The organism is Flavobacterium sp. SP2 (assembly GCF_057626655.1).
The window spans coordinates 12,383-36,542 of record NZ_JBVHBT010000004.1; the positions used below are offsets into that span (position 1 = coordinate 12,383).

A 24,160-nucleotide genomic window follows, 5' to 3' on the forward strand; every position below is an offset into this window, starting at 1 on the left:
TTGAGAAATCAAAGCTTTTTTTTATTTTTACAGCATGAGAAAAATATTATTACTACTCGTTTTTTGTCCGGTACTTGCTGTAGCACAAGTAGAGACGACTATTAAATTGAAAGTTGCCATTTTGCAAAGTATCATCAATAGAGGTGAAGAAGGTGAAACGGTCTTTTGGCAAACTAAAGGAAAAGTTACATTTTCTATAGTAAACTATACTGAGGAACAAAATCCTGTTTTTAAAGAATTGTTCATCAATCAATACAAAGAGCTGTATCCAATTTATAAAAAAATGGTCGTTTCTGAAGACGAACGCGACACCGCTTTATTTGTAAAAACACTTATCAGACAAGAAGAAGATTACAGAAACTTGCTGACCAAAGAACAATTAAAATTATACCTCGATAAATTGGCTGAGTTTGAAAAAAGTAATCCTCAGGCGCACGATTCGTATTCGTCATTGTTTTTTTCAGAGAAATTATTAAAAGAGTACAAAGAAAAATTTTTATAAAAAAAAGCGATTCTATTTTAGAATCGCTTTTTTTATTTATTTACCGTCTTTGTCTACAACCAATCTGTTTTCGCGATTGGCAATTTCCCAAGCAATGGTGAAAGCTAATTGTGTTCTTTTGGTTAAAGCATCAAATTCTATTTTATCAACTTCATCTGTTTTTTTGTGATAATCGGCATGTACTCCGTTGAATAAAAATACCGATGGGATTCCGTTTTTAGCAAAATTATAGTGGTCAGAACGGTAATAAAAACGATTTTTATCAGCTCTATCATTATACTTATAATCCAAGTTTAATTTAGTATATTTGGTATTAACCGCTTCGCAAATGTTATACAAATCAGAAGATAAGTAGTCGGAACCAATTAAATAAATATAGTTATTGTTATCCGCATGTGCTTCGTCGCGACGACCAATCATGTCAATATTTACATCGGCAACCGTATTTGCTAAGGGAAACAATGGATTTTCAGAATAGTACCTTGAACCGTGTAAACCATGCTCTTCACCAGTTACATGCAAAATTAGAATGGAGCGTTTTGGACCGTGACCTTCTTTTTTAGCTTTTTGAAATGCTTGAGCAATTTCTAGAAGTGCAACAGTTCCACTACCATCGTCGTCGGCGCCATTATAAACTTCTCCGTTTTTTACACCCACATGGTCGTAGTGAGCAGAAATTACCACAATTTCTTCTGGTTTTTCTGATCCTTCAATGAAAGCCCATATGTTTTCAGAATCGCCTAATCCTTCGTTGCGTTGTTTGTTCAAATAGGTCGCAGGAACACTTTGATAATAATCTTTTGCACCTTTTGGAAATGTTACGCCGCTTTTTTTGTATTGCTCAATCAGGTATTTCCCTGCCATTTTTTGACCTTCACTACCCGTTTCTCTACCTTCCATTTTGTCTGAAGCAACAATGGTTAAGTGCGTTTTTAACTCGTCTGATGTGATGGAGTTGATGTACTTTGTTTGGTCTACAATTGCAGTAGTTTTAACAGCATTTTGTTGACTTGAACATCCCAGAATGGTTAACGATAACAATCCGGTTGAAATGATTTTTTTCATATAAATAATTTATTTTTTTGATGTTAGAAATTGGTTATTTATCTTCGATTTATGGTTTTATTTGATGTTGATAAAACTATAAATTGCAAAGCAAACTAAAATTATGGCAATTGAGAAAAAATTTATGAAAAACATAACAATTCCTTTAAAAATTGACATTATTCTTTTTTCTTGGTAAAAACGATGGTGTGCAGGGAAAAAATAATACAGCATGTACAGTACAGCTACCGATTTGAAGATATAACTTACAACGGTGAAAAACCAATAACCATCAAAAAATGATAACAGGTAGCCAACTAAATCAATTATCAAAAGACCAAGTAATAAAAAGGAAAAATAGTGTAAAGTGAAAATTCCGTGATCAAAATAGTACCATCGTTTTTTACTTTGAAATAACCACAATACAAAGGCAAACAAAGGCATGTAAAAGAATAATGCTTTGGGCAGATTGTGAACAAATGATTCTAAGAATTTCTCTTCCAGTTCTTTTTTATCTTTATTTTTATCTTGAACGATCTGCATTTTTCTATTCAAATAGAGGCTAAATGCATTCATTTTATCTTCTGGTTTGGCATGTTCTTGAATCGAATCGAATTCTTCCACCGATTTGTAATAATTGCCAAATAAGGTAAAATCGTTTTCTTCTTCTTTCTTTTCTTTTTGTGCTTCAACTAAATATTTCTGAATAGAATCTGACACTTTTTTGGTGATGATTCCTTCTTGTTCCAATTCGATGATTTTTTTCTGCTCTTCTGAAATTGAATCTTTTAAGGTTGTTACTTTTTCAGTTTTGGCTTTTTCTTTTTCGTTCAATGTTACTTCTGGCGTATTATAATTTTCGGGAATTACCGTAAGCAAGAAGAAAGTCACAAAACTTATAAAAATGTAGAGTCGAACTGGCGCTAAGTAGGACATTCTTTTACCAGAAAGATATTCTTTGGTAAGTGAAGAAGGTTTGAAAATAAGATTTTTGATGGTACGCCAAAATGCATTTTCATAATGTGTAAGATCTTCAAAAAAGTGTATGAACAAATGATGAAATGATTTTCGAGTATCGGTATTTTCCTGACCACAATTGCCACAAAATCGATTTTCAACAACGTAGTTGCAGTTGAGGCAGGTTTTGTCTTTTCTGATAGTATGTTTCGACATAGGTAAAATTATAAATTGCGATGTAAATCTATAAAATTATTTATTATTACATTTGTTTAACTTAATAAGTAGTAAAAAATAGTATTCGTTACTAAATTCTTAAAAATATATGCAATCAAAAGCTGTTACACCCAATCAATACGTTGCCGAATTACCAGAAGATAGAAAAGAGGCAATTGAAAAACTTAGGAAAATTGTAAAAAATAATTTGCCAAGTGGTTTTGAAGAGGTTATGAGTTATGGTATGTTGGGTTATGTTGTGCCACATTCAATATATCCAAACGGTTACCATTGCAATCCTAAAGATCCGTTGCCCTTTTTTGCAATAGCATCACAAAAAAATTCTATAAATGTGTACCACATGGCGATGTATATGGATAAGAATTTATACGATTGGTTTGTTTCAGAATATCCAAAATACAGTTCTAAAAAATTGGATATGGGAAAAAGCTGTGTACGATTTAAAAAAAACGAAGACATTCCATTTGAATTGATTGGTGATTTGGTTTCTAAAATAACTACAGAAGATTGGATTGCTATGTATGAAAAGGTATTAAATAAATAAATGGATTTTCATTATTTAATAGGTTACTTTCTTGCCGTTTTAGTAGGTATAACTTTGGGTTTAATAGGCAGTGGCGGTTCAATTTTGTCCGTACCCATATTGGTGTATATCCTGCATGTCGAACCAGTTTTAGCAACGGCATATTCGCTGTTTATAGTTGGAAGTACTGCTCTTGTTGGAGGAATTCAAAAAGCCAAAGAGCAACTAGTTGATTATAAAAAAGCAGTACTTTTTGGAATACCAACTGTTGTAACTGTTTTTATAACAAGAATTTTTTTCTTGCCGTCTTTACCCAAGATAATTTATATTACATCCGACGTTTTCTTTCCGAAAGCGGTCTTGATCATGATTGTTTTTGCCGTTGTAATGCTTTTTGCTTCAATATCGATGATAAAAAAATCACCTAAAGCAAGCACAATTACACAAGATAAGGTGAATTATCCCTTACTTATCTTACAAGGAGTTTTAATCGGGTTTGTTGCGGGTTTTGTTGGTGCTGGCGGCGGATTTTTAATTGTTCCAGTATTGCTTTTTTTTGCCAAAACTCCCATGAAAATGGCAATAGGAACCTCACTTTTTATAATAGCATCACAATCCTTAATCGGTTTTATTGGCGATTTGCAGATGGAGCACTTTATCGATTGGAAATTACTTTTTATATTTACAAGTTTGTCAATTGTAGGTTTTTTTGTTGGAAATGCAATTGCAAAAAAAGTAGATGGTGAGCAACTTAAAACATCGTTTGGGTATTTCGTTTTGTTTATGGGAATTTTTATCATGGTAAAAGAACTTTTTCTATCCTAAAATTGATATCCAAATAATTCTACTAAATTCCGTATTTTTACACTTTAAAATTAGATTATGAAAATAGAACAAATATATACAGGTTGTCTTGCTCAAGGCGCTTATTACATTGAAAGTAATGGTGAAGTTGCTATAATTGATCCTTTACGAGAGGTTCAAAATTATATCGATAAAGCGCAAAAAGACAATGCCAAAATTAAATACATTTTAGAAACTCATTTTCATGCCGATTTTGTTAGCGGACATGTTACTTTGGCACAAAAAACTGGTGCTCCAATTGTTTTCGGACCCAATGCCAATCCGAGTTTCGAGGCGCACATTGCAAACGATGGCGAAGTTTTACAACTTGGTGAAATCACAATTACTGTTTTGCATACTCCAGGACACACTATGGAAAGTACGTGCTATTTATTGAAAGATAAAGAAGGAAACGATTACGCACTTTTTAGTGGTGATACCTTGTTTTTAGGTGATGTTGGTCGACCAGATTTAGCTCAAAAATCGGCTCACATGACGCAGGAAGATTTGGCTGGAATTCTGTTTGACAGCTTGCGCAACAAAATAATGCCACTTGCAGATGCTGTAATTGTTTATCCAGCTCATGGCGCGGGAAGTGCTTGTGGAAAAAATTTAAGTAAAGAAACTGTGGGTTCTATTGGAGATCAAAAAGCTACGAATTATGCTTTGCGTTCCGACATGACTAGAGCAGAATTTATTAAAGAAGTTACCGATGGATTATTACCTCCGCCAGCCTATTTTCCTATGAATGTGAAGCTGAATAAAGAAGGATATGGCGATGTTGAAACAATTATTAATGAAGCAAAAGCTTATGATGCAACTGCTTTCGAGTTGGTAGCCAATGAAACCGATGCCTTAGTTCTTGACGTGCGCCATCAAGATGACTTTTCAAATGGTCATATTCCCAATTCAATTTTTATTGGATTGGATGGTGGGTTTGCTCCTTGGGTTGGTGCATTAATTGTAGATGCAAAACAGCCAATTTTGTTGGTTACGCCAGTAGGAAGAGAAACTGAAACCATTACGAGATTGGCACGTGTAGGTTATGATAATACTTTAGGTTATTTAGACGGTGGATTTGAAGCTTGGATGCAATCGGGTAAAGATGTTGAAACACTAAAGTCGATTACAGCTATCGAATTAGAAGATCAATTAAAAAATGACATTTTGGTTTTTGATGTTAGAAAGCCAGGAGAATTTGAAGCAGAGCATATCGAAAACGTGCCTTCAACGCCTTTAGATTTTCTTAATGACCATTTGTCAGAATTTCCAAAGGAACATGATTTTTACATTCATTGCGCTGGTGGATATCGCTCCGTTATTGCAGCTTCAATTTTAAAATCAAGAGGGTTTCATAATGTAATTGATATAAAAGGCGGTTATGCAGCCATTAAAAACACAGAAATTCCAAGGACTAATTTTGTTTGTCCTTCAACTTTAAAATAATTAATACTCTCTTAAATTTTTTCAAATAAAATTTAGTTGTCAAATTAATTATTATATTTGGATTGATTAAAAGCAAATTACAATTTTAAAACCATAAAAAAATGAAAAAATTAATCTCAACATTAGCAGTTGTAACCTTATTATTTACAATGAGTGCTAATGCTCAAGAAAAAGTTTCTAAGAAGAAACAAAAAGCAAAAACTGAAAAATCAGCGGCATCTGCAAGCGATAAAAAAGAATGTTCTGCAGGAGAAAAAAAGGGTGGTGCTTGTTGTGCTCACAAAGCTGAAGCAAAATCTTAATACTATCAGTAGTAAAAACGTAAAGTGTTTGAGAAATCAAGCACTTTTTTTTATTTTTAAAAATAAGTGTACTATTTTTTGATTTAAAAATTTAAACACTATAAATTTGCATCATGAACAATAGAAATTTCCATCTTTTAAGCATGAACTGCTGTGACATTATGTGTTGCACAACTAATCTGTCTTATGAAATGGTCTAAAATTTTGTATTTATTTATATACTATACTTAAAAGCCTTTCATGAACTTGAAAGGCTTTTTTTATTTCACATTTTTAATAAAAAAAAGTCATGCTAAAAAAATCAATTGAACAATTAAAATTAGAAGCTTCGGCTACCGGAAAAGGTTCCTTAAAACGGAGTCTGGGCGCGGTAAATCTTGTCGCTATTGGAGTAGGAGTAATCATCGGTGCAGGATTGTTTTCGTTGACGGGAATTGCCGCTGCTAACAATTCAGGTCCAGCGGTTACATTATCTTTTATCATAGCAGCTGTAGGTTGTGCTTTTAGTGCGTTGTGTTATGCCGAATTTGCATCAATGGTTCCAGTTTCTGGTAGTGCGTATACTTATGCGTATGCTACTTTAGGAGAATTATTTGCATGGATTATTGGATGGGATTTAATTTTGGAATATTCTGTTGGCGCGGCAACGGTTGGTATAAGTTGGTCGCAGTATTTGGTGAAATTTCTCGAAAAATTCAACATTCATATTCCGCCACAACTGGTAATGTCTCCATTTGAAACGGCAACTTTGGCTGATGGAACTGTTGTAAACGGATGGTTTAATTTACCATCAATTTTAATCATTGCACTAATTACAGGTATTGTAATTCGTGGTACAAAAGGTTCAGCCATTTTTAATGTCATTGTGGTTACGTTAAAGGTTGGTGTGGTTTTGGTTTTCGTAGGTCTTGGATGGCAGTACATTGATCCATCAAATTATCAGCCGTATATTCCAGAAAACACGGGAGTTTTCGGTGAGTTTGGTTGGTCAGGAGTACTTCGTGGTGCTGGAGTTGTGTTTTTCGTTTTTATAGGATTTGACATTGTTGCAACCATGGCGCAAGAAACTAAAAATCCACAGCGAAATATGCCCATTGGAATTCTAGGTTCTTTATTAGTATGTACTGTTTTGTTTATACTTTTTGGTTACGTAATGACAGGCTTGGCGAATTATACCGAGTTTAAAGATAGTGCTGCGCCAGTAGCAGTTGCAATTGCCCATACACCATATACGTGGTTAGCAGTAGCCGTTATACTTGCCATTTTAATTGGATATACTTCGGTTATATTAGTTGATTTACTTGGACAATCGAGAGTTTTTTATGCTATGAGTAAAGACGGATTGTTACCAAAAGTTTTTTCTGATTTACATCCAAAATTCAATACACCGTACAAATCCAATATTGTTTTATGTGTCTTTATAAGTCTTTTTGCAGGTTTAGTTCCAATTAGTGTAGTTGGAGAAATGACCAGTATCGGAACTCTTTTAGCTTTTGTAATGGTATGTGTGGGAATTTTAATTTTGCGTAAGCAACAACCTAATTTAGAACGTCCATTTCGTACGCCTTGGGTTCCATTAGTTCCAATTTTAGGTATTTTAACTTGTGTATTAATGATGGTTTCATTGCCCTTGGATACTTGGTTGCGATTGATAATTTGGCTTTCAATTGGATTCATAATTTATTTCATTTATGGAAAAAAGAATAGTAAATTAAGAAACGAGCAATCTGTAGAAGAATAGTGAAAGTTTACTATATTTGAGCAAATAAGGATTTCAACTTAAAACAATTTTCAATGATTTTATCAACCAAAAAAATACTGTTTTTTATTTTATTTTTTACGATAAATACTGTTTTTTCGCAGTCCATACTTGATAAATTAATTATCAAGAAGTCTATTTCACAAGAATGGGAATTGGACAGTGTTGATAAAAAAGGAACCTTTAGATTTGTTTCCTACAAGCCTATTTACATCACTGCCGGACGATGGACAAGTAAACCCAATTCACTTCCACAAAGTGAAAATCCAGAATATTCAGCTACGGTTGAAGATAAATACAACAATTTTGAAGCCAAGTTTCAAATTAGTTTTAAGACCAAAATTATGCAATCGATATTTTTTGGGAAAGGTGATTTATGGGTAGGATATACCCAAAAAGCGCATTGGCAAGTATACAACAAAACATTTTCACGAGCATTTAGAGAACTGAATTATGAGCCAGAAATCATGTTGAATTTTCCACTTAAAGCTAAACTTTTTACAGGAAATTTGCGTTATGTTGGAGTTGCATTGAATCATCAATCCAATGGTAAAGATTTACCTTTATCACGAAGTTGGAACCGAATTATTTTTAGTGTAGGATACGAAAGTGACGATTGGCAAGTAATTTTTAAGCCGTGGTTGCGCTTACCAGATACCGAAGATGAAAATCCTGATATCACTAAAACAATTGGCGATGGCGAATTAAATGTAGGATATCATTACCAAAAACACGAGTTTTTAGTAATTGCCACCCATCCATTTACAACGCTTGAAAAAGGAAGTATTCAGCTCAATTATATTTTTCCAATTCGAGGTCATCTTCGTGGTCATGCACAAATTTTTAATGGTTTTGGGGAAACTCTAGTGGATTATAATCACAAACAAACAACCGTTGGCTTGGGAATTTCTTTTGCCAATTGGTAATTATTATATAAAAAAAAGTCTGATAAATTATCAGACTTTTTTATTGAATTGCATTCTAAAATATTACGCTGTAAGTGTAGCTTTTAGAGTAACTGTAGTATTTAATAATTTTGAAATCGGACAAATTTCTTTAGCTTTATTCGCCGTTTCTTGAAATAATTCTTCAGATATTCCTGGTACTGTTGCAGTAAGTTCCAATTGACTTTCGGTAATTGTTCCATCTTCAAAAGTTACTTTAGCAACAGTATCTAAATTTTCAGCTGGAAAACCAGCATCGGTAAGTAGAAAACTAAGTTGCATTGTAAAACATCCTGAATGTGCTGCTCCAATTAATTCTTCTGGATTGGTTCCAACACCTTCGTCAAAACGAGTTTTAAAAGAAAATTGTGTATTATCTAATGCTGTACTTTGTGTAGAAATTGTACCTTTTCCTTCCATTCCAGTACCTTTCCAGTTTGCGCTTGCTCTTCTTGTAAATTTCATAATTATTTTTTTAGATTATTTAATGTGTTTTTAATATCATAAAGTTACAAAATTATTTCTCCTTTTATGATAGGACAAAGTTAAAGTATCATTAAATATAAATCAAATTAATAATTTTATATCTTTATAAAAAAATAATATAATCATGACGTTGCAACAACTTCGCTATATTGTAGCACTAGACAAAGAAAGACATTTTGCTAAAGCAGCAGAATTGTGCTTAGTTTCACAACCAGGATTGACAATTCAGTTAAAAAATTTGGAGGAAGAAATTGGAATTAAACTTTTTGACAGAAATAAAGTTCCCTTAAAGCCAACCAAGCATGGATTGGAAATAATTGCTAGAGCAAAAAAAATTTTGAGAGAAGTTGATGAAATTCGAAACTTTATCATCAGCGAGAAGAATGTGCTTGAAGGCGATGTCAAATTGGGTGTCATTACAACGCTATCACCTTATTTGATTCCGCTGTTCATTAATGCAATGAAAGAAGTAGCACCAAAAATTCACTTTATTATTAAGGAAGCCTCAACCTATCAATTGATGATGGATTTAGAATCGGGCGTGATTGATGTGGCATTGATGGCAACTCCAACAGGAAATTCAAATCTCGTTGAGCATCCAGTCTTTAACGAGCCTTTTGTAGCATTTTTAAACCGTTCTCATCCTATGGCAAAAGTTGATTTTTACGAATTACAACCTAATGACACATCTAATTTATTGTTGCTATTGGATGAATATTGTTACAATGCCCAGCTGTTAGACATTTGTGGATTGCAAAAAATTACTCAGCTTAAAAAACAGTTTAGTTATGAAATTAGTTCTATAGAAACGTTGAAAAATTTAGTTCGGGCGCAACTCGGATTTGCCATTATTCCGCAACTTTCTACTTTAAATGAAACTGAAAATGTGCTTTTTAAACCCTTTAAAGATCCAAAACCAGTTCGAGAAATTAGCTTAGTTGTTTCGGATACATTTTCTAAAAAAATGGTTTTACAAAAAATGAGTGAAGCTATTTGGAATATTCTTCCCGATGATTTGAAGAAAGAGTATAAATACAGAAAAATTAATTGGAACGATTCACCGTATTTTTTAAATGCAGCAAAAGAAAATAATTTTTGATTATTCAAATTTACTATACCATTTTGACATTTTTGTATAGGTTACTTTATTGATTAAATCATAATTTTACGGTTATTACATTTTATAATTTCGATACTTATGCTTTTTAAAAATAAATACCTTTTAATTCTTTTTTTATCAATTTCAATTGGTTGTGCACAGCAACTTGTTCAAGAAGTTCAAGTCTACGATTACGCTGGACGCATGGAACATCTTGGAAATAATAAAACCATTCTTATTGGTTCGGCTTCTTCAATTTCATTCGATTTTACTGGAACTACCTGTGCTATTTCGTTAAAAAGCGTCGATTCCTATGAACACCACAACTATGTTTCGTTAGTTTTAGATGGTGACTATATTGGACGACTAAAAGTTGAAAAAGGCGAAACAAAATTGTATCCAATTACAATTTCAAAAGATTTAAACAAACATAATCTTACTATTTACAAAGCAACCGAAGCTTCTAACGGAGGCATTTTATTTGATGGAACCACAGCAGTTTTATCTGAAATTAGCCACCTTAAGAAAAAGAAAATCGAGTTTATTGGAAACTCCATCACTTGCGGTATGGGAAATGATGCCAAGGAAATTCCGTGTGGAACAGGCGAATGGTACGACCAACATAATGCCTATTGGGCATACGGACCAATTTTGTCAAGAGCTTTGGATGTAGATTATCTTTTAAGTTCGGTTTCAGGAATTGGAATGTACCGCAATTGGAACGACGAACACAAAGACGAAGCCATAATGCCTGATGTTTATGACAAATTATACTTAAATAAAAACGATGCTAAACCATATGATTTTAAATTCCAACCCGATTTAGTAAGTATTTGTTTAGGAACTAACGATTTGTCTGATGGCGATGGCGTTAAACCCAGACTTCCGTTTAATGAAGAAAAATATGTGTCGAATTACATTAATTTTATCAAAACAGTTTACAAACATTCACCCAATACAAGAATCGTTTTGCTAAACAGTCCGATGGTTTCTGGTGAGCGAAATGAAACTTTAGTAAAATGCTTGGAACAAGTAATTGCTGCTTTCACGAAGGATAAAAAACATAAAAAAATAGCTTTGTTTGAATACCAACCGATGCAACCCAAAGGTTGTGGTTATCATCCCGATATTGAAGATCACAAAGTTATGGCACAACAATTAGAATCGTTTTTTAAAAAATTATTAGATGAAAAATAGACTGTTTTTATTGGTATTATTAATTTCAAATTCGATAATAGCAAACGTTACTTTACCCAATATCTTTTCAGATAATATGGTGTTGCAACGCAATTCTGAAGTGAAATTTTGGGGTTGGGCAAATCCTAAAGAAGAAGTAAAAATTACGCCAAGTTGGAACCAGCAAGAATATAAAGTTACAACCGATAGTTATGCTTATTGGCAAATAACAATTCCGACACCAAAAGAAGGTGGACCATTTACAATTGGATTTAAAGGGTATAATGAAGTGGTTTTAAAGAATATTTTAATTGGTGAAGTTTGGCTTTGTTCGGGTCAATCCAATATGGAAATGTCAGCAAATTGGGGAATTGACAATGGCGATGAAGAAGTGAAAAATGCAACCAATTCGAATATTAGATTTTTTACAGTTCCGAAACTTACAGCAATTGCACCACAAAATAATTTATCAGGCAACTGGGTCGAATGTTCACCAGAAACTATGAAGAGTTTTAGCGCTGTAGGTTATTTTTATGCCAAAAGATTACAAGAAGATTTAAAAAATGTTCCCATCGGATTAATTTCTTCGAATTGGGGTGGAACATCTGCCGAAGTTTGGATGCCTGAAACAGTATTTAAAAAAGAACCAGATTTGCTAAAAGCAACTGCCGATTATAAACCCAACGAATATTGTCCGGTTGAACCTTCGCGAACTTTTAACGCTATGATTAATCCATTGATAGGATTTAAAATTGCTGGAACGATTTGGTATCAAGGCGAAAGCAATGTAGGTTCCGCAATTTATGACAAGACATTTTCGACTTTAATTTCATCTTGGCGCATACTTTGGAACGATGCGTTTCCGTTTTATTTTGTTCAAATTGCACCTTATAATTATGGTGAAAATCATTTTGGTGGCGCAAAAGTTAGAGATTTTCAAAGACGCACATTGCAAGTTCCAAAAACCGGAATGGTGGTTACAAGTGACATTTCTCCAACGGATGATATCCATCCCAAAAACAAAAAAGCTGTTGGAACTCGATTGGCAAATTTGGCTTTGGCAAATGCCTACAAAACCAATTCTAATTTAGTAAACGGACCACTTTTTAAGGACATTACAATCAATAAAAATAAGATTACGGTACGTTTTGATTATTCAGAAGGATTGTATTTTAAAAATAAAAAATCCGATCAATTTGAAATTGCAGGAACTGATAATGTCTATTATGTGGCGAAAGCCGAAATCAAAAATAATGAAGTAATCCTAACTTCCGATAAGGTAAAAAATCCAGTTAAAGTGCGTTTTGGCTGGACAAATACCGCGCAATCGCAATTGTTCAATAAAGCCAATTTACCGGCATCAACTTTTATTTCAGAATAGGATGATGTTATATTAAATTTATTTTTGAATTTTCAAATTGTATTCTTTAATCAAATTCATTGTAGAAGTTTCACTAGAAAAAACCGAGTTCAAACCTTGTGGCTCTTGCGGTGGATCAGTTGTGAAATCAACACCAACTTTCCATTTTCCGACTTTGGGATTGTTTTTTGCAATTCCGGCGTAACCCCAAAAGTTTAAGGCTACAAATGGTTCGTTATCTTTAATTGCTTTTTCTAATCGTTCGAAAACCGCTTTGTAAAATTGATTTCTAAATTCTACCGAAGCATTTCTATCCAAACTTTCTTGGCTTCTTGGATAGCCAAATTCTTCCAAAATAATTGGTTTTTGCAATCGTTTGGCAACTTCAATATGTTCATCGATGTAGGCAATTGTTTTTTCAATGGCAATTGGTGTCGAGCCTTTTTCGTCTTCCATTTTATACCAGCCCCAATTTTTTGGCCAAATGTGAATCGTTAGATAATCGATGTTTTTATTGGTGTGCGTACGTTCAAAAGTCGCCAAATCGTCGTTCGAACCTGCTTTTCCTTCCGAACCAGTTGTGACTAAATGATTTTTATCCAAACGATTAATTTCGTCAACTGTTTCGTTCAACCATTTGGTGAAAGCCGCTTCATTTTCTTTGGTAAAAACTCTAGGTTCATTGGCAACTTCCCAAGCCATGATTGCTTTGTCTTCGGTATATTTCTTCTTGGTGTATGAATTTGTTCTTCCGATAATGAACTGCAGGTGCTTTTTGAAATCGTCTTTACAAGGTTCACACGAATGAAACTGTGAAGTGAAATTCATAAATTGAGGCCAAGTATTGGGTGCAATATTCGGATTTGGAACTTTTCCGTAGCCGTTCCATTCCAAGTATTTTGCCATTCCGCCAGACCATTCCCAGTTGTTGTTTAAATATAAAATCGCGTTTAAATCACGTTTACCCATTTCCGCTAAAACAAAATCCAAACCATCCAATAATTCCTGATTGTACGTTCCTTTTTCGGTTTGTAAAGCTGGCGTAACTGTAAAATCTTGATTGCCACCTTCAGCACCAACTAGAATTCTAAGATTGGTAATTCCGTTAGCTTTTAATTCATCTAATTCTTTTACAAGTCGTGTTCTGTCGCCGTTTTTAGCACCAATCATTGCGCCGTACCAATAGTTAGTACCAATGAAATTGTATTGCTTTCCGTCTTTTATAAATTGGTTGTTTTTAACAGAAATATATTTTTGTGCGCTACAAGAAGCTGAAATTACTAATAAAAGAATTAGAAGAATTGATTTTTTCATATCGAAATTAATTTGGCAAAACGTACATATTTGGTAACGTATTCTGTAAAACCGATTTAGGTTTGATTACAAAACTATTGAAATCGGCTGCATTGGAAGCTGATGGAGTTGGTACATAATAACCACCATTTCCGTTTGCCCAAAACATTACAAAACCTAATTGAACATTGTTCTTTGTCATGGCATCATATAAATAAGTTGAAAACCAATTTGGAACCGCAGGAGTTGTATTGGTTACACGATAACCAGTTTCGGTTAAAGCCGCAATTTTCTTTTTTGAAATAGCTAAATCTGATAAATATTTCAATTTAATGTTAGCATTATTAGAACCACTTGTTCCTTGATTATTAAAATCGCCATAATTATCCATACCTAAAACATCAACATAACCATCACCAGGATAACGACTTAAATAACTTGATGAAGTCGAGTAGGTGTTGTCGGGAGAAAATGAATACAAAAGGTTGTGAACGTTTTTAGTATTTTTCAAATAATCGACTGTGAACTGAAAAACGGCTTTGTATTCGTCTGGAGAGCAATAATTGGCACCCCACCAAAACCAACTTCCATCAAATTCATGAAACGGACGAAAAATTATGGGTATTAATTTATTATTGGCATCGCGCATGTTTGAAACAACTGAAGCCACTTTATCTAACTTTGTTTTATACCAATCGTGTTTTGCTCCACCAGGCATAATACTTCTAAAAGCAGTGCTTTTTTGCTCAGGAGTCATATCTGCAGCATAGAAACTATCTTCGTTATTGGGTTCGCGCAAGTGCCAGCAAAAAATATTTATCATTCCTTTGGAATAGGCTTCTTTGGCGTCATTAATGATACTAGTTTCTTGTTGGAAAAACCAATTACTGGCTTGACCATCGTTATTTTTATCGGTAATAAACATAAAATCAGAACCTAAAAGGGCAGGATCATGACCAGTAGTTTTCTTGATATCGGAATCACCGCTTGATGTATAAAAACCTGCAAATGCGTCCTGATGACCAATGGCAAATTTGGTTTGAGAAAGTTTTCTTAAGTTGTAAAAAAGCGCAACCGTTTCGTCTGTGGCATTTTGGTCGACCATAAATGTTCGCACGTTTTGCGGTGTTACCGGATCGACAACAGTTACAGGTGGAACTACAATATCTGGTGAATCAGAACTTTTTTCATCATCTTTAGAACATGAATTCAGAGTCAAAATTGCTGACATAAGAATAGAAATAAAAATTTTCTTCATAGTATTTTTATTATTTGTTAAACATTTATTTGAAACTTACTGTAATGTCATCGGCATATAATGTGCCTGATGCAAAACCTAAGGCAAGCATAATTCTGTATTTTTTTGTGTCTTTTGGAAGTGGAAATGTTTTGGAATAAAATGTCCAATCTTTTGTTCCTGTTACGAAGGTTACACTTTGGTCATCACTTGTTTTTTGGTTGTCATTTCCTGTGAATTCAACGTTTAGCAATCCATTGTTCCAAGTGTCTTTTCCTTGTTTGATGTTATCCGATTTTAACCAACCCGAAATGGATATTGAAGTTGCATTTTCTGGAACATCAGCAATTTGATCAATTCCTGTCCAGTCGAAAGTTGTTGAATTTAATGCTAATGCTGCTTTTCCTTCTTTGAAAACTGTTGTTGATATTGCTGCAGTTCCGCGCCACGAATTGGTGCCGTTTTCAAAATTTCCGTTGGTTAATTCGATCGGTTTATTTTCGAAATTACCCGAAATAACCGTTGGCATTCGTTTAGCATTTTCTGCTTCCTGAATTTTATTTAATTCTTCTTGAGAGATGGCAACGGCTTTAATTTCGTCAAACAAAATAGTTCCGTTGGTTTGACCTAAAGCCAACATAATTCGCAATTTAGCTGCTGAAGCTGGAACCTTGATGGTTTTTTTATAAAACGTCCAAGGTGTTGTTTCTAAAACCGAAGCGACACTTTCATTCTGAATTCCTTTTTCGCCAGAGTTTAAAAATTCGATGTCAAATTTGCCAGTGTTCCAAGCATTTTTACCTTTTTCAATCGCATCGGATTTTATCCAACCACTGAATTCGATAGCGGCTGTGTTTTTTGGAATACTAATAATTTGGTCGATGGCTTTCCATTCTGCTCCAGTATATTGGGTGATTATTGCACTTGTTTTTCCAGCTTTTTTATCAAATGTTGATAATTGCGCCACTTCGCCACGCCAATTGTTAAGCTCCATTTCAAATCCACCATTGAATACTAGATTTTTTTGAGCATATGAAGTCAGATTTACTACTAAAAGGAATAAGGCAATTATTTTTCTCATAGGTTTTATGTTGACAAACGTTTAATCAATTCTAAGCAGGCACGAGAATTGTGATACGGACATTTCCAAAAACCAGCTTTGTCTTTTTCGATTTTAGAATAGTCTTGGTTTATTCCCCAAATCCACTCACCGTTTTCTTTATCAAGAATGTATTTTTGTACAAACTCAAAGTTCTTTTCGGTGATTTTTAGATAATCGAAGTCGTTGGTCAATTGCCAAGCGTTTACCATTCCAATCCACAATTCGGACTGTGGCCACCAATGTTTTTCGGCAATCAACTCATTTTCTTTTGGATCAAATTCATACCATAATCCGCCATCGACGTCAAGGCCTTCTTTGGTAACTTTTGCCATTTCTACGGCGTATTTTTGGTATTTTTCAATCAAATCTTGGTCTTCAATCACTTCGGCGCACCATTGTAACAACCAAGCCGCTTCGATATCATGACCATACGAAATTACATCTGGTTTTTCTACCCAATTTTCATTGAAAAATAGTTTCAGATGCCACGTGTTTTTATCAATGAAATAGATGCTAATCACATAAAGCAATTTTTTTATTTTGTCTTTCAGTTCTAAATCGGGCCAAACTTGATAAAGATTCGCATAAGCTTCTACAATGTGCAAATGCGTGTTCATTGTTTTCTTTTCGTTGGCATCTTTATCGCTCAAGCGTAAATCTTCAATGGGTTGCCAATCGCGAGTAAAGGCTTCAAAATACCCTTCGTTTTCTTTATCGTAACTGTATTTTTCTATTGTATTATACAGATTTATTGCCAGTTGTAATGCTTCTTGATTTTGAGAAATTTTGTAATATTCGGTTAATCCGTAGATTGTAAAAGCCAATGCGTAAATTTGATTTTTGGTATCTTTTGGAGTTCCATCGTAGTTAACAGACCAGAAGATGCCACTAAATTTTGTATCATAAAAATAGTTGTTGATGTACTGAAAAGCTCGTTCGGCAATAGCCAAATGATTCGGATTTTTAGTTACAGGATAAGCTGCAGAAAACGACCAAAGAATTCTGGCATTTAAAACCGAACCTTTGTCAGCCAATTCATTTTTTGTGTCATTAAAATCAATCTCGCCAATAAAACCTCCAAATTGTTCATCGATGGCATTGGTTTCCCAATAGTCTAAAATCGAATGCAATTCGGCAGTAATTTTATCTAAAAAAATAGTGAAATTTATGGATTCCTTTTCATAAATCATTTTCCTTGTAATTTAGTTTTTTGAAGTAGTTTTTAACGTTCCATCTTCGTTGTAGGAATTCAAATATGCTCTAGTTTTGATTCCCGATTCTTTTAAATCTGATGTTTTCCAATCGCCAGTTGCCGAAGCTCCTTTTTTCAGGACAGAACACGTTTCATCTTTATCAGAAACCGACCAAGTCACCCAACTTATTTTGTTTTTATCCATCCAATCGATGAATTTTTGCCATTCTGCATAATCCATCGCGGCATCGCCTGAAGCTTCCATTCCGGCACATTCAGAAACAAAAATGGGCAATCCTTTTTTGATGGCTTCATCGGTTCGGTCGCGCAACCATTGTTTGTGTGTTCCCGCATAAAAATGCATGGTGTACATTACATTTGTAACATTTTTAATCGGATTTTCGGCAGGCAAATTCACATCTTGATCCCAATGTGGCGAACCAACTAGAATGATATTATCGGCATCATTTTTACGAATGGTAGCAATGACTTCTTCAGAATACGCTTTTACTTCTTCCCAACTTTCTTGGTCAGGTTCGTTGACCACTTCATAAATTACATTTGGAAACTTGCCGTACTTTTTAGACATGCGATCAAAGAAATCTTTGGCTTCTTTTAAATTCAAATTATGACTGTGCCAATCGATGATAACGTAAATATCATTTGCTATAGCGGCGTCAACAACATCGGTAATTAATTGCTCTGACGCTTTTGGATTTTGTAAATAACCATTATCAGGTTCTATTCCTAAAGCAGTTCGAACTACAGTGCAATTCCAATCTTTTTTGAGCCATTTTACTGTTTGTTTGTTATAAAAGGAAGGATGAAAACAACTCCAACCATAACTCATTCCGTGAAGCACAATTGGAGTTCCTTTTTGGTTGCACAATTGCGTTCCAATGACTTGAAGGTTACCATTGTTTTTTCCTACTTGAGCATTAGCAAAAGCAGTTGTGAGTAGTAAAATTAATAGAAGCCTTTTCATAGTTATTAAACTTTATTACAAAAAATAAAACATGGTATTTTCAACCATTAAGAAATTAATTTTCATTAAGTTATTCGCTATTGCGCATTAAAACTTAATCTATTAGTGGTTTGTTTTTTACTTAAACTTTTATTTTTTTAAATCATTTTATTTCTATCAATTAAATCGATTATTGTATGCACTGAATCAGCAGAAGTGAATTTATCTTCAGGTGAATTCATTACATAATCTACTAGTTTTTCAATGGTAGAAGTAGCGACGTGCATTCTCGTATCTGAGGAAGCGTAATACACAAAAACGGTTCCGTTATCGTCGGCAATCCAACCATTTGAAAACAAAACATTGGAAACATCACCCACACGTTCGTCGTTTTCTGGTGCCATGAAATGTCCTGCAGGCGTATGAATTACTTTAGAAATATCATTCAAATCGGTCATAAAAACATACAAAGTATAACGCAAACCTGCAGCTGTATTTCTAACGCCGTGCGCCAAATGCAACCAACCTTTATTTGTTTTTATTGGAGCTGGACCAAGTCCGTTTTTAAGTTCGTAAATGGTGTGGTATACTTTTCCGAAGATGATTTGTTCGTCTTTTACAACTGGATTTTCCATGTTGTCAATATATCCTAAACCAATTCCGCCACCATTTCCAACATCGATAAATCCGTCTTGCGGACGTGTGTACATGGCGTATTTTCCGTTAACGAATTCTGGATGAAGGACTACATTTCTTTGCTGACCGGTATTGGAAACTAAATCGGGCAAGCGTTCAAAATTTATTAAATCTTTGGTGCGCACTAAACCTGCGTTGGCTATTGCTGTGCTTGTGTCGCCTTTTGGTGCGCTTGGATCTTTTCTTTCGGTACAAAAAATTCCGTAAATCCATCCGTCTTCGTGTTGTACTAAACGCATATCGTAAGCATTCGTATCTGGATTTCCTTCAATTTGAGGAATTACGCAAGGTTTGTCCCAAAACTGAAAATTGTCAATACCATTCGGACTTTCAGCCATTGCAAAAAATGATTTTCTGTCGTTGCCTTCGACACGAAGACATAAAACATATTTGTCATTGAATTTTATTGCTCCAGCGTTGAATGTTGCATTAAAACCAATACGTTCTAAACCAAGCGGATTGGTTTCGGCATTAAAATCATAACGCCAATGTAACGGAACGTGTTTGGCAGTTACAACAGGATTGGTATATCTTGAGTAAATTCCGTTATTTTCTGAAACTGGACTATTGGGCTGTTGAACAAATTCCAAATGACTGGCTGTTAAAGCATCAAAATTGTGAATTTTGGTTATGTTTTCCGTGATCATACGCTGCGTATTATATTATAAATTTATTTTAAAAATCAGTTAATCGGTTCCACCAAGTGCGTCGCATTAAAAGAGCAATGACTACAAATAATCCGAAGACGATGCCAAGTGCAAACCATCTGGAAAGGATTAAATACATCGGAACTAATGTGAGTAAAATCTGTCCTGTAATACCAAGAAATACATTGAACATATTGAGTTTGAAATTTTTATTTTTCTCTAATGTTGGATCTTCTTGAAGTAATTCATCGTGAATAGGTTTCCAAAATCCCCATGGGCGTACGTTTTTGTAGAACGTATGCAAGACTGCTTTTTCTGTTGGTGGCGCGGCATACGAACCTATAACACAAGCAATCAATTGAATTATGATAAAAACTGGGAAGAAATACAACATTCGAGTTCCGTCAAAATAGGTTGTGATTCCAGAAACGGATAAGGCTGGAGGAATGGCACTTGCAATGATTCCGAATAACATTCCGTAGAAATATCCGTTGGCATTAAAGCGCCACCAATACCATTTCAAGACATTCGCACAAACAAATCCGCCATACAAACCAGCGGTGATGATATTGAAAATCATATTGACGTCTTTGATTAAAAGTCCTAAACCAACGCCAAGAAGTACCATCACAATTCCAGATAGATAACCCATGTTGATGATTTGCTTTCTATCGGCAGTTGGATTGAAATATTTTAAATAAATATCATTGACTATATAAGCTTGACCTGCATTTAATGTTCCAGAAAAGTTACTCATAAACGCACCAAGAAATCCGGCAAGAACCAATCCGACCAATCCAACAGGAAGGTATTTGTTGATTACGGCTGGCATGATACTTTCGAAATTGATTCCGTCGGCATTTTGGGAAAGGGCTAAATCTTTGAAAAACAATATTCCTAAAATACACAATCCCATGACCATGAAATATCTTATTGGAAGTAAAATAATTGAGATGAATCCACTCATTTTACTAGCTTCTTCTGGCGATTTTGTACTTAATATTTTTTGACAATCGTAGTTTGGCGCTGGTCCAGCTAAAGATTTTAAAACTCCAGAAAAGAACATCATGCTTACAATTGCTGAGAATAATTTATATCCGTCCGATTGTAATTTTTTGGTAGCTTCTGGTAGAATTTTGCTCCAATCTAAACCTAATTCTTTCCCGAAAATCGGATTGTCCCAACCTAAAGGCATTCTATCGGTAATTACAATTCCTGAATTGGCTAAATGTTGCATTGCAATGGTTCCGACAAAAATCGAACACACAATCATAATCATGTATTTGATGAAATCGGCAAGAACAATTCCGTGCATTCCACCGACAATACTGTAAAACGTGGCTACAATACAAATGGAAACACCATAAAATTGTGCTGTTGTATTTTTGGCATCTATCAAAGCCGTTGCATATTCAGGTGTTCCAAGATTATAATTTTCTAAATGCACATCAAGAAAAGGAACTACTTCTTTTACAGTTTCGTAAGGAATGAAGATTTCAAGAAATTCGCCAACTCCAACAAAAGCGTATGCCATGTATCCGATGCAAAGCATTAAGGCAAAAACAACCACAATAGCATGACTTTGTTTTACGCCTTTATCAGACAATCCAAAACGTGTTCCAAGCCATTCAGCACCAGTTGTTGCATTACTTCTACGTAACCATTTACTCAAGAAAACCATTAGAAAAACTTGATTGAAAACTGGCCACATCCAAGGAATCCAAATACTTTTAAATCCATAAAGAAATGCCATGCTAACTAAAAGCATGGTTCCGGAGATATCAAACATATCACTGGCATCGCTTAGACCAAGCATGTACCAAGGCAGTTTTTTTCCACCCATAAGGTAATTGTCTTTACTTTTTTTGGCTTTGTTTTTCATTACTAAACCAATGACAATCATCATGATAAAGTATAAAGCGATTATTGTTAAATCTATATTGGATAGTTTCATTAAATGGATTTAGTATTATTTATGGTTTATTTGTATAACTTTTCTGCTGTAATATCTTTTTGAAATAGTGTCTGTTTCAGATTAAAAAAATCTATGAAATCTTTTTCATTTGGATGTCCTTTAAACGGAACATAATAATGCATTTTCTTTTCATTTTCTTGCCAACCGTGATTTCTCCATGCCAGTACAAAAGATATTTTATGATTTCCAATTGACTCTAAAATGGTTTTAGTCCAAAATTTATCATATGGAATTTGTTCGTAACCCGTTTCAGCAAAAGCAGTAATCTTATTTTGTTCCTTGGCAATTGCATCCATAATCTCGAATAGTTTCAAATTATTTTCTACAAATGAGTTGTCTTTCGTTGGATCATTATATTCATAATTGTCAAAACTCAAGATATCTACATAAGCTGCTCCAGGATAATATTCTAGAAATTCTTCACGAGATTTTACCATTGAAGTGTTGTATACATAGATCAAATTATGAACGCCCTTAGACTTGTAATAATCAACAGTAAACTTCCAAACTTCTTTAAATTGCTCTGGTGTAGCATTGTTTTTACACCACCAAAACCAGTTTCCCGTAAGTTCGTGAAATGGTCGGTATAAAATAGGTATTGCTTTTCCATCATTGCTTTTAAGCGACAAAAAGAATTTAACCGAATTATCTAACCAAGATTTGTACAAATCGTGTTTAGATCCGTTTGGAAGTATGGATGCAAATGAATTTGGAGTAGTATCCCAGGCGTTTTTTCCTGTAAACGGATTGTCCATGTGCCAACTTATAGTACTTACTCCACCACGATCGTAGATTTCTTTAATCCATTGCTTCATTTTTGCAAACGGTACGCCATCAATATCTTGATTAGATTGATGTTCAGTGCCACCTAAATCCCAACCGTAAATGGCAGGATAATCACCTGTAACGTCTTTTATATCACTTCTTCCTTCTTGGTACTTCCAATTAACACCATAAGCCAATGCATCTTGATGACCAACCATGAATCCTTTTTCTTTAATTCTATGAAGGTTGGAATATAATTTTTGAGTTTCTAAAGTAGCTGCTGCATCAACCATTTTAATACTAGTTGTCGTTTGTGCTTTACAAGAAATGTTTGTAAAAAGAATCACTAATGTTAGTAAAAAAGTTAATCTCATCGGTTTGGGTTTGTTTTATCGATTAGAAATCAAAGTTATACAAAAATTACATTTTGATGTTTTGTTATAATTCATAAGAATTTCGCAATTTTTATTTGATTTTATTTTGTTATCAAAAAAAAATCAAAGCTTATTTTTCTTAAAGTTCAAAGATAGTTGTGTTATTTCATCATCAATAGTATTATTTTATCATTTTTATATCATATAATTGCATTTTAAAAAATGTTAAATGAAAGATATTACAAAATTTCACCGCGAAATTACTCCATTGTCTAAAGGAGATAGCTTTTTAGTTTTTGATCGAGTTAAAGATAATTTTGATTTCCCAATACATTATCACCCCGAATATGAGATTAATTTTATAAAAAATGGCAAAGGTGTTCGAAGGATTGTTGGAGACCATATTGAAGAAATTGATGATATCGAACTTGTTTTGGTAGGTCCAAATTTATATCATGGATGGGAATTAAATGCATGCAAGAGTAAAAAAATTCATGAAATTACAATACAATTTCATAATGATTTGTTTGATGATGCTTTGCTTACAAGACGTATTATGCAATCTATTAAAGAAATGTTTAATCGGTCTATTCATGGAATTTTGTTTTCAAAAAAGACCGCTAATGATCTTCATGATCGTATTTGTAAATTGTCTAGACTTGATGGAATGGACTATTTTTTAGAAATTGTTTCGATTTTGCAAGACATGGCCAACTCTAGGAATCAAAGGCTCTTGTCTACTTACACTATAGATTATGATAAATTTGAAGATGATGACAAAATGAAATTGGTTTATGAATATGTTCAAAAGAATTTTGCTGAAAAAATAACTTTGGATGATGTTTCTGATGTTGCTTTGATGACGGCAGTATCTTTTAATCGGTTTATTAAAAAGCGAACAGGTAAAACATTTATTAATTATTTAAATGATATTAGAGTGGGTTATGCAGCGCGCTGGTTGGTAGAAAAAGATTTGAGTATTTCTGAAATTGCTTTTAAATCAGGATTTAATAATATAGCCAATTTTAATAGGATATTTAAAAGCATAAAAAAATCTACACCTAGTCAATATCGTGAAGAATTTTATGGTATGAAACGCTTTTTATAACTGCACTTTTTATTATTGATACTTTATATTTAGTAAAATATATATCTTATTTATAGTATAGTACAATTTTGTCAAATAAAAATCAAAAAATTACGAAATCGATAGAGAAAATAGTAGAATGAATTGATA

Annotated in this window: 22 protein-coding genes; 11 read left to right on the forward strand and 11 right to left on the reverse strand. The window is 33.8% G+C overall.

Going from position 1 to position 24,160, the window contains the following annotated elements; all coding sequences use genetic code 11:
* Positions 1 to 34: 34 nt before the first annotated feature.
* Complete coding sequence (locus ACZ098_RS09595; RefSeq protein ID WP_487311542.1) at positions 35 to 502, forward strand: hypothetical protein; 468 nt, start codon at positions 35 to 37, stop codon at positions 500 to 502.
* 36 nt (positions 503 to 538) lie between these two features.
* On the opposite strand, the gene ACZ098_RS09600 is transcribed toward ACZ098_RS09595, so the two are convergent.
* Positions 539 to 1,567 carry a M28 family metallopeptidase gene (locus tag ACZ098_RS09600; protein ID WP_487311543.1) on the reverse strand — a complete coding sequence of 343 codons (1,029 nt, stop codon included), beginning with the start codon at positions 1,565 to 1,567 and terminating at the stop codon, positions 539 to 541.
* A gap of 57 nt (positions 1,568 to 1,624) precedes the next feature.
* A complete protein-coding gene (locus ACZ098_RS09605; RefSeq protein WP_487311544.1) occupies positions 1,625 to 2,719 on the reverse strand; it encodes a DUF3667 domain-containing protein in 1,095 nt (364 codons plus the stop codon).
* Between the two features lie 109 nt (positions 2,720 to 2,828).
* On the opposite strand from ACZ098_RS09605, the gene ACZ098_RS09610 reads away from it, so the two are divergent.
* The 6 genes from ACZ098_RS09610 to ACZ098_RS09635 all read left to right on the forward strand — a co-directional run bounded on the left by ACZ098_RS09610 (position 2,829) and on the right by ACZ098_RS09635 (position 8,539).
* Positions 2,829 to 3,284, forward strand: a complete 456-nt coding sequence (locus tag ACZ098_RS09610) for a DUF1801 domain-containing protein (protein ID WP_487311545.1) — start codon at positions 2,829 to 2,831, stop codon at positions 3,282 to 3,284.
* A complete protein-coding gene (locus tag ACZ098_RS09615; RefSeq protein ID WP_487311546.1) occupies positions 3,285 to 4,088 on the forward strand; it encodes a sulfite exporter TauE/SafE family protein in 804 nt (267 codons plus the stop codon).
* Between the two features lie 57 nt (positions 4,089 to 4,145).
* A complete protein-coding gene (locus ACZ098_RS09620; protein ID WP_487311547.1) occupies positions 4,146 to 5,552 on the forward strand; it encodes an MBL fold metallo-hydrolase in 1,407 nt (468 codons plus the stop codon).
* Between the two features lie 101 nt (positions 5,553 to 5,653).
* A complete protein-coding gene (locus tag ACZ098_RS09625) occupies positions 5,654 to 5,854 on the forward strand; it encodes a hypothetical protein (RefSeq protein WP_487311548.1) in 201 nt (66 codons plus the stop codon).
* A gap of 289 nt (positions 5,855 to 6,143) precedes the next feature.
* Positions 6,144 to 7,595 (forward strand): amino acid permease, encoded by a 1,452-nt coding sequence (locus ACZ098_RS09630; protein ID WP_487311549.1) that lies wholly within the window; start codon positions 6,144 to 6,146, stop codon positions 7,593 to 7,595.
* Between the two features lie 53 nt (positions 7,596 to 7,648).
* The gene (locus ACZ098_RS09635; protein WP_487311550.1) at positions 7,649 to 8,539 is read left to right on the forward strand and encodes a phospholipase A; all 891 of its coding nucleotides are present in this window, start codon (positions 7,649 to 7,651) and stop codon (positions 8,537 to 8,539) included.
* Between the two features lie 63 nt (positions 8,540 to 8,602).
* Here ACZ098_RS09635 and ACZ098_RS09640 read toward each other — a convergent pair whose 3' ends face one another.
* Positions 8,603 to 9,022 carry an OsmC family protein gene (locus ACZ098_RS09640; RefSeq protein WP_487311551.1) on the reverse strand — a complete coding sequence of 140 codons (420 nt, stop codon included), beginning with the start codon at positions 9,020 to 9,022 and terminating at the stop codon, positions 8,603 to 8,605.
* Positions 9,023 to 9,167: 145 nt separating this feature from the next.
* Between ACZ098_RS09640 and ACZ098_RS09645 the strand changes: the two genes are divergently transcribed.
* The 3 genes from ACZ098_RS09645 (at position 9,168) to ACZ098_RS09655 (ending at position 12,699) form a co-directional block, all read left to right on the forward strand.
* Positions 9,168 to 10,142, forward strand: coding sequence for a LysR substrate-binding domain-containing protein (locus ACZ098_RS09645; RefSeq protein ID WP_487311552.1), 975 nt, complete (start codon positions 9,168 to 9,170; stop codon positions 10,140 to 10,142).
* 99 nt (positions 10,143 to 10,241) lie between these two features.
* Complete coding sequence (locus tag ACZ098_RS09650) at positions 10,242 to 11,339, forward strand: SGNH/GDSL hydrolase family protein (RefSeq protein WP_487311553.1); 1,098 nt, start codon at positions 10,242 to 10,244, stop codon at positions 11,337 to 11,339.
* Positions 11,329 to 12,699: a sialate O-acetylesterase gene (locus ACZ098_RS09655; RefSeq protein WP_487311554.1), complete on the forward strand. Its 1,371-nt coding sequence runs from the start codon at positions 11,329 to 11,331 to the stop codon at positions 12,697 to 12,699. Before ACZ098_RS09650 ends, ACZ098_RS09655 begins: the two co-directional genes overlap by 11 nt.
* An 18-nt stretch (positions 12,700 to 12,717) precedes the next feature.
* Here ACZ098_RS09655 and ACZ098_RS09660 read toward each other — a convergent pair whose 3' ends face one another.
* The 8 genes from ACZ098_RS09660 to ACZ098_RS09695 all read right to left on the reverse strand — a co-directional run bounded on the left by ACZ098_RS09660 (position 12,718) and on the right by ACZ098_RS09695 (position 22,923).
* Complete coding sequence (locus ACZ098_RS09660; RefSeq protein ID WP_487311555.1) at positions 12,718 to 13,992, reverse strand: glycoside hydrolase 5 family protein; 1,275 nt, start codon at positions 13,990 to 13,992, stop codon at positions 12,718 to 12,720.
* A gap of 7 nt (positions 13,993 to 13,999) precedes the next feature.
* Entirely contained in the window at positions 14,000 to 15,229 is a 1,230-nt protein-coding gene (locus ACZ098_RS09665; protein WP_487311556.1) for a glycoside hydrolase family 26 protein, read from the reverse strand.
* Between the two features lie 25 nt (positions 15,230 to 15,254).
* The gene (locus tag ACZ098_RS09670) at positions 15,255 to 16,289 is read right to left on the reverse strand and encodes a carbohydrate binding domain-containing protein (RefSeq protein ID WP_487311557.1); all 1,035 of its coding nucleotides are present in this window, start codon (positions 16,287 to 16,289) and stop codon (positions 15,255 to 15,257) included.
* Between the two features lie 5 nt (positions 16,290 to 16,294).
* Positions 16,295 to 17,500: an AGE family epimerase/isomerase gene (locus tag ACZ098_RS09675; protein ID WP_487311558.1), complete on the reverse strand. Its 1,206-nt coding sequence runs from the start codon at positions 17,498 to 17,500 to the stop codon at positions 16,295 to 16,297.
* 12 nt (positions 17,501 to 17,512) lie between these two features.
* Complete coding sequence (locus tag ACZ098_RS09680) at positions 17,513 to 18,487, reverse strand: glycoside hydrolase family 5 protein (protein WP_487311559.1); 975 nt, start codon at positions 18,485 to 18,487, stop codon at positions 17,513 to 17,515.
* A gap of 137 nt (positions 18,488 to 18,624) precedes the next feature.
* Positions 18,625 to 19,809 carry a glycoside hydrolase family 130 protein gene (locus tag ACZ098_RS09685; RefSeq protein WP_487311560.1) on the reverse strand — a complete coding sequence of 395 codons (1,185 nt, stop codon included), beginning with the start codon at positions 19,807 to 19,809 and terminating at the stop codon, positions 18,625 to 18,627.
* Between the two features lie 28 nt (positions 19,810 to 19,837).
* Positions 19,838 to 21,763: a sodium:solute symporter family protein gene (locus tag ACZ098_RS09690; protein ID WP_487311561.1), complete on the reverse strand. Its 1,926-nt coding sequence runs from the start codon at positions 21,761 to 21,763 to the stop codon at positions 19,838 to 19,840.
* 26 nt (positions 21,764 to 21,789) lie between these two features.
* On the reverse strand, positions 21,790 to 22,923 hold the full coding sequence (locus ACZ098_RS09695; RefSeq protein ID WP_487311562.1) for a glycoside hydrolase family 26 protein: 1,134 nt from the start codon (positions 22,921 to 22,923) through the stop codon (positions 21,790 to 21,792).
* 229 nt (positions 22,924 to 23,152) lie between these two features.
* On the opposite strand from ACZ098_RS09695, the gene ACZ098_RS09700 reads away from it, so the two are divergent.
* A complete protein-coding gene (locus tag ACZ098_RS09700) occupies positions 23,153 to 24,031 on the forward strand; it encodes a helix-turn-helix domain-containing protein (RefSeq protein ID WP_487311563.1) in 879 nt (292 codons plus the stop codon).
* Positions 24,032 to 24,160: the final 129 nt, after the last annotated feature.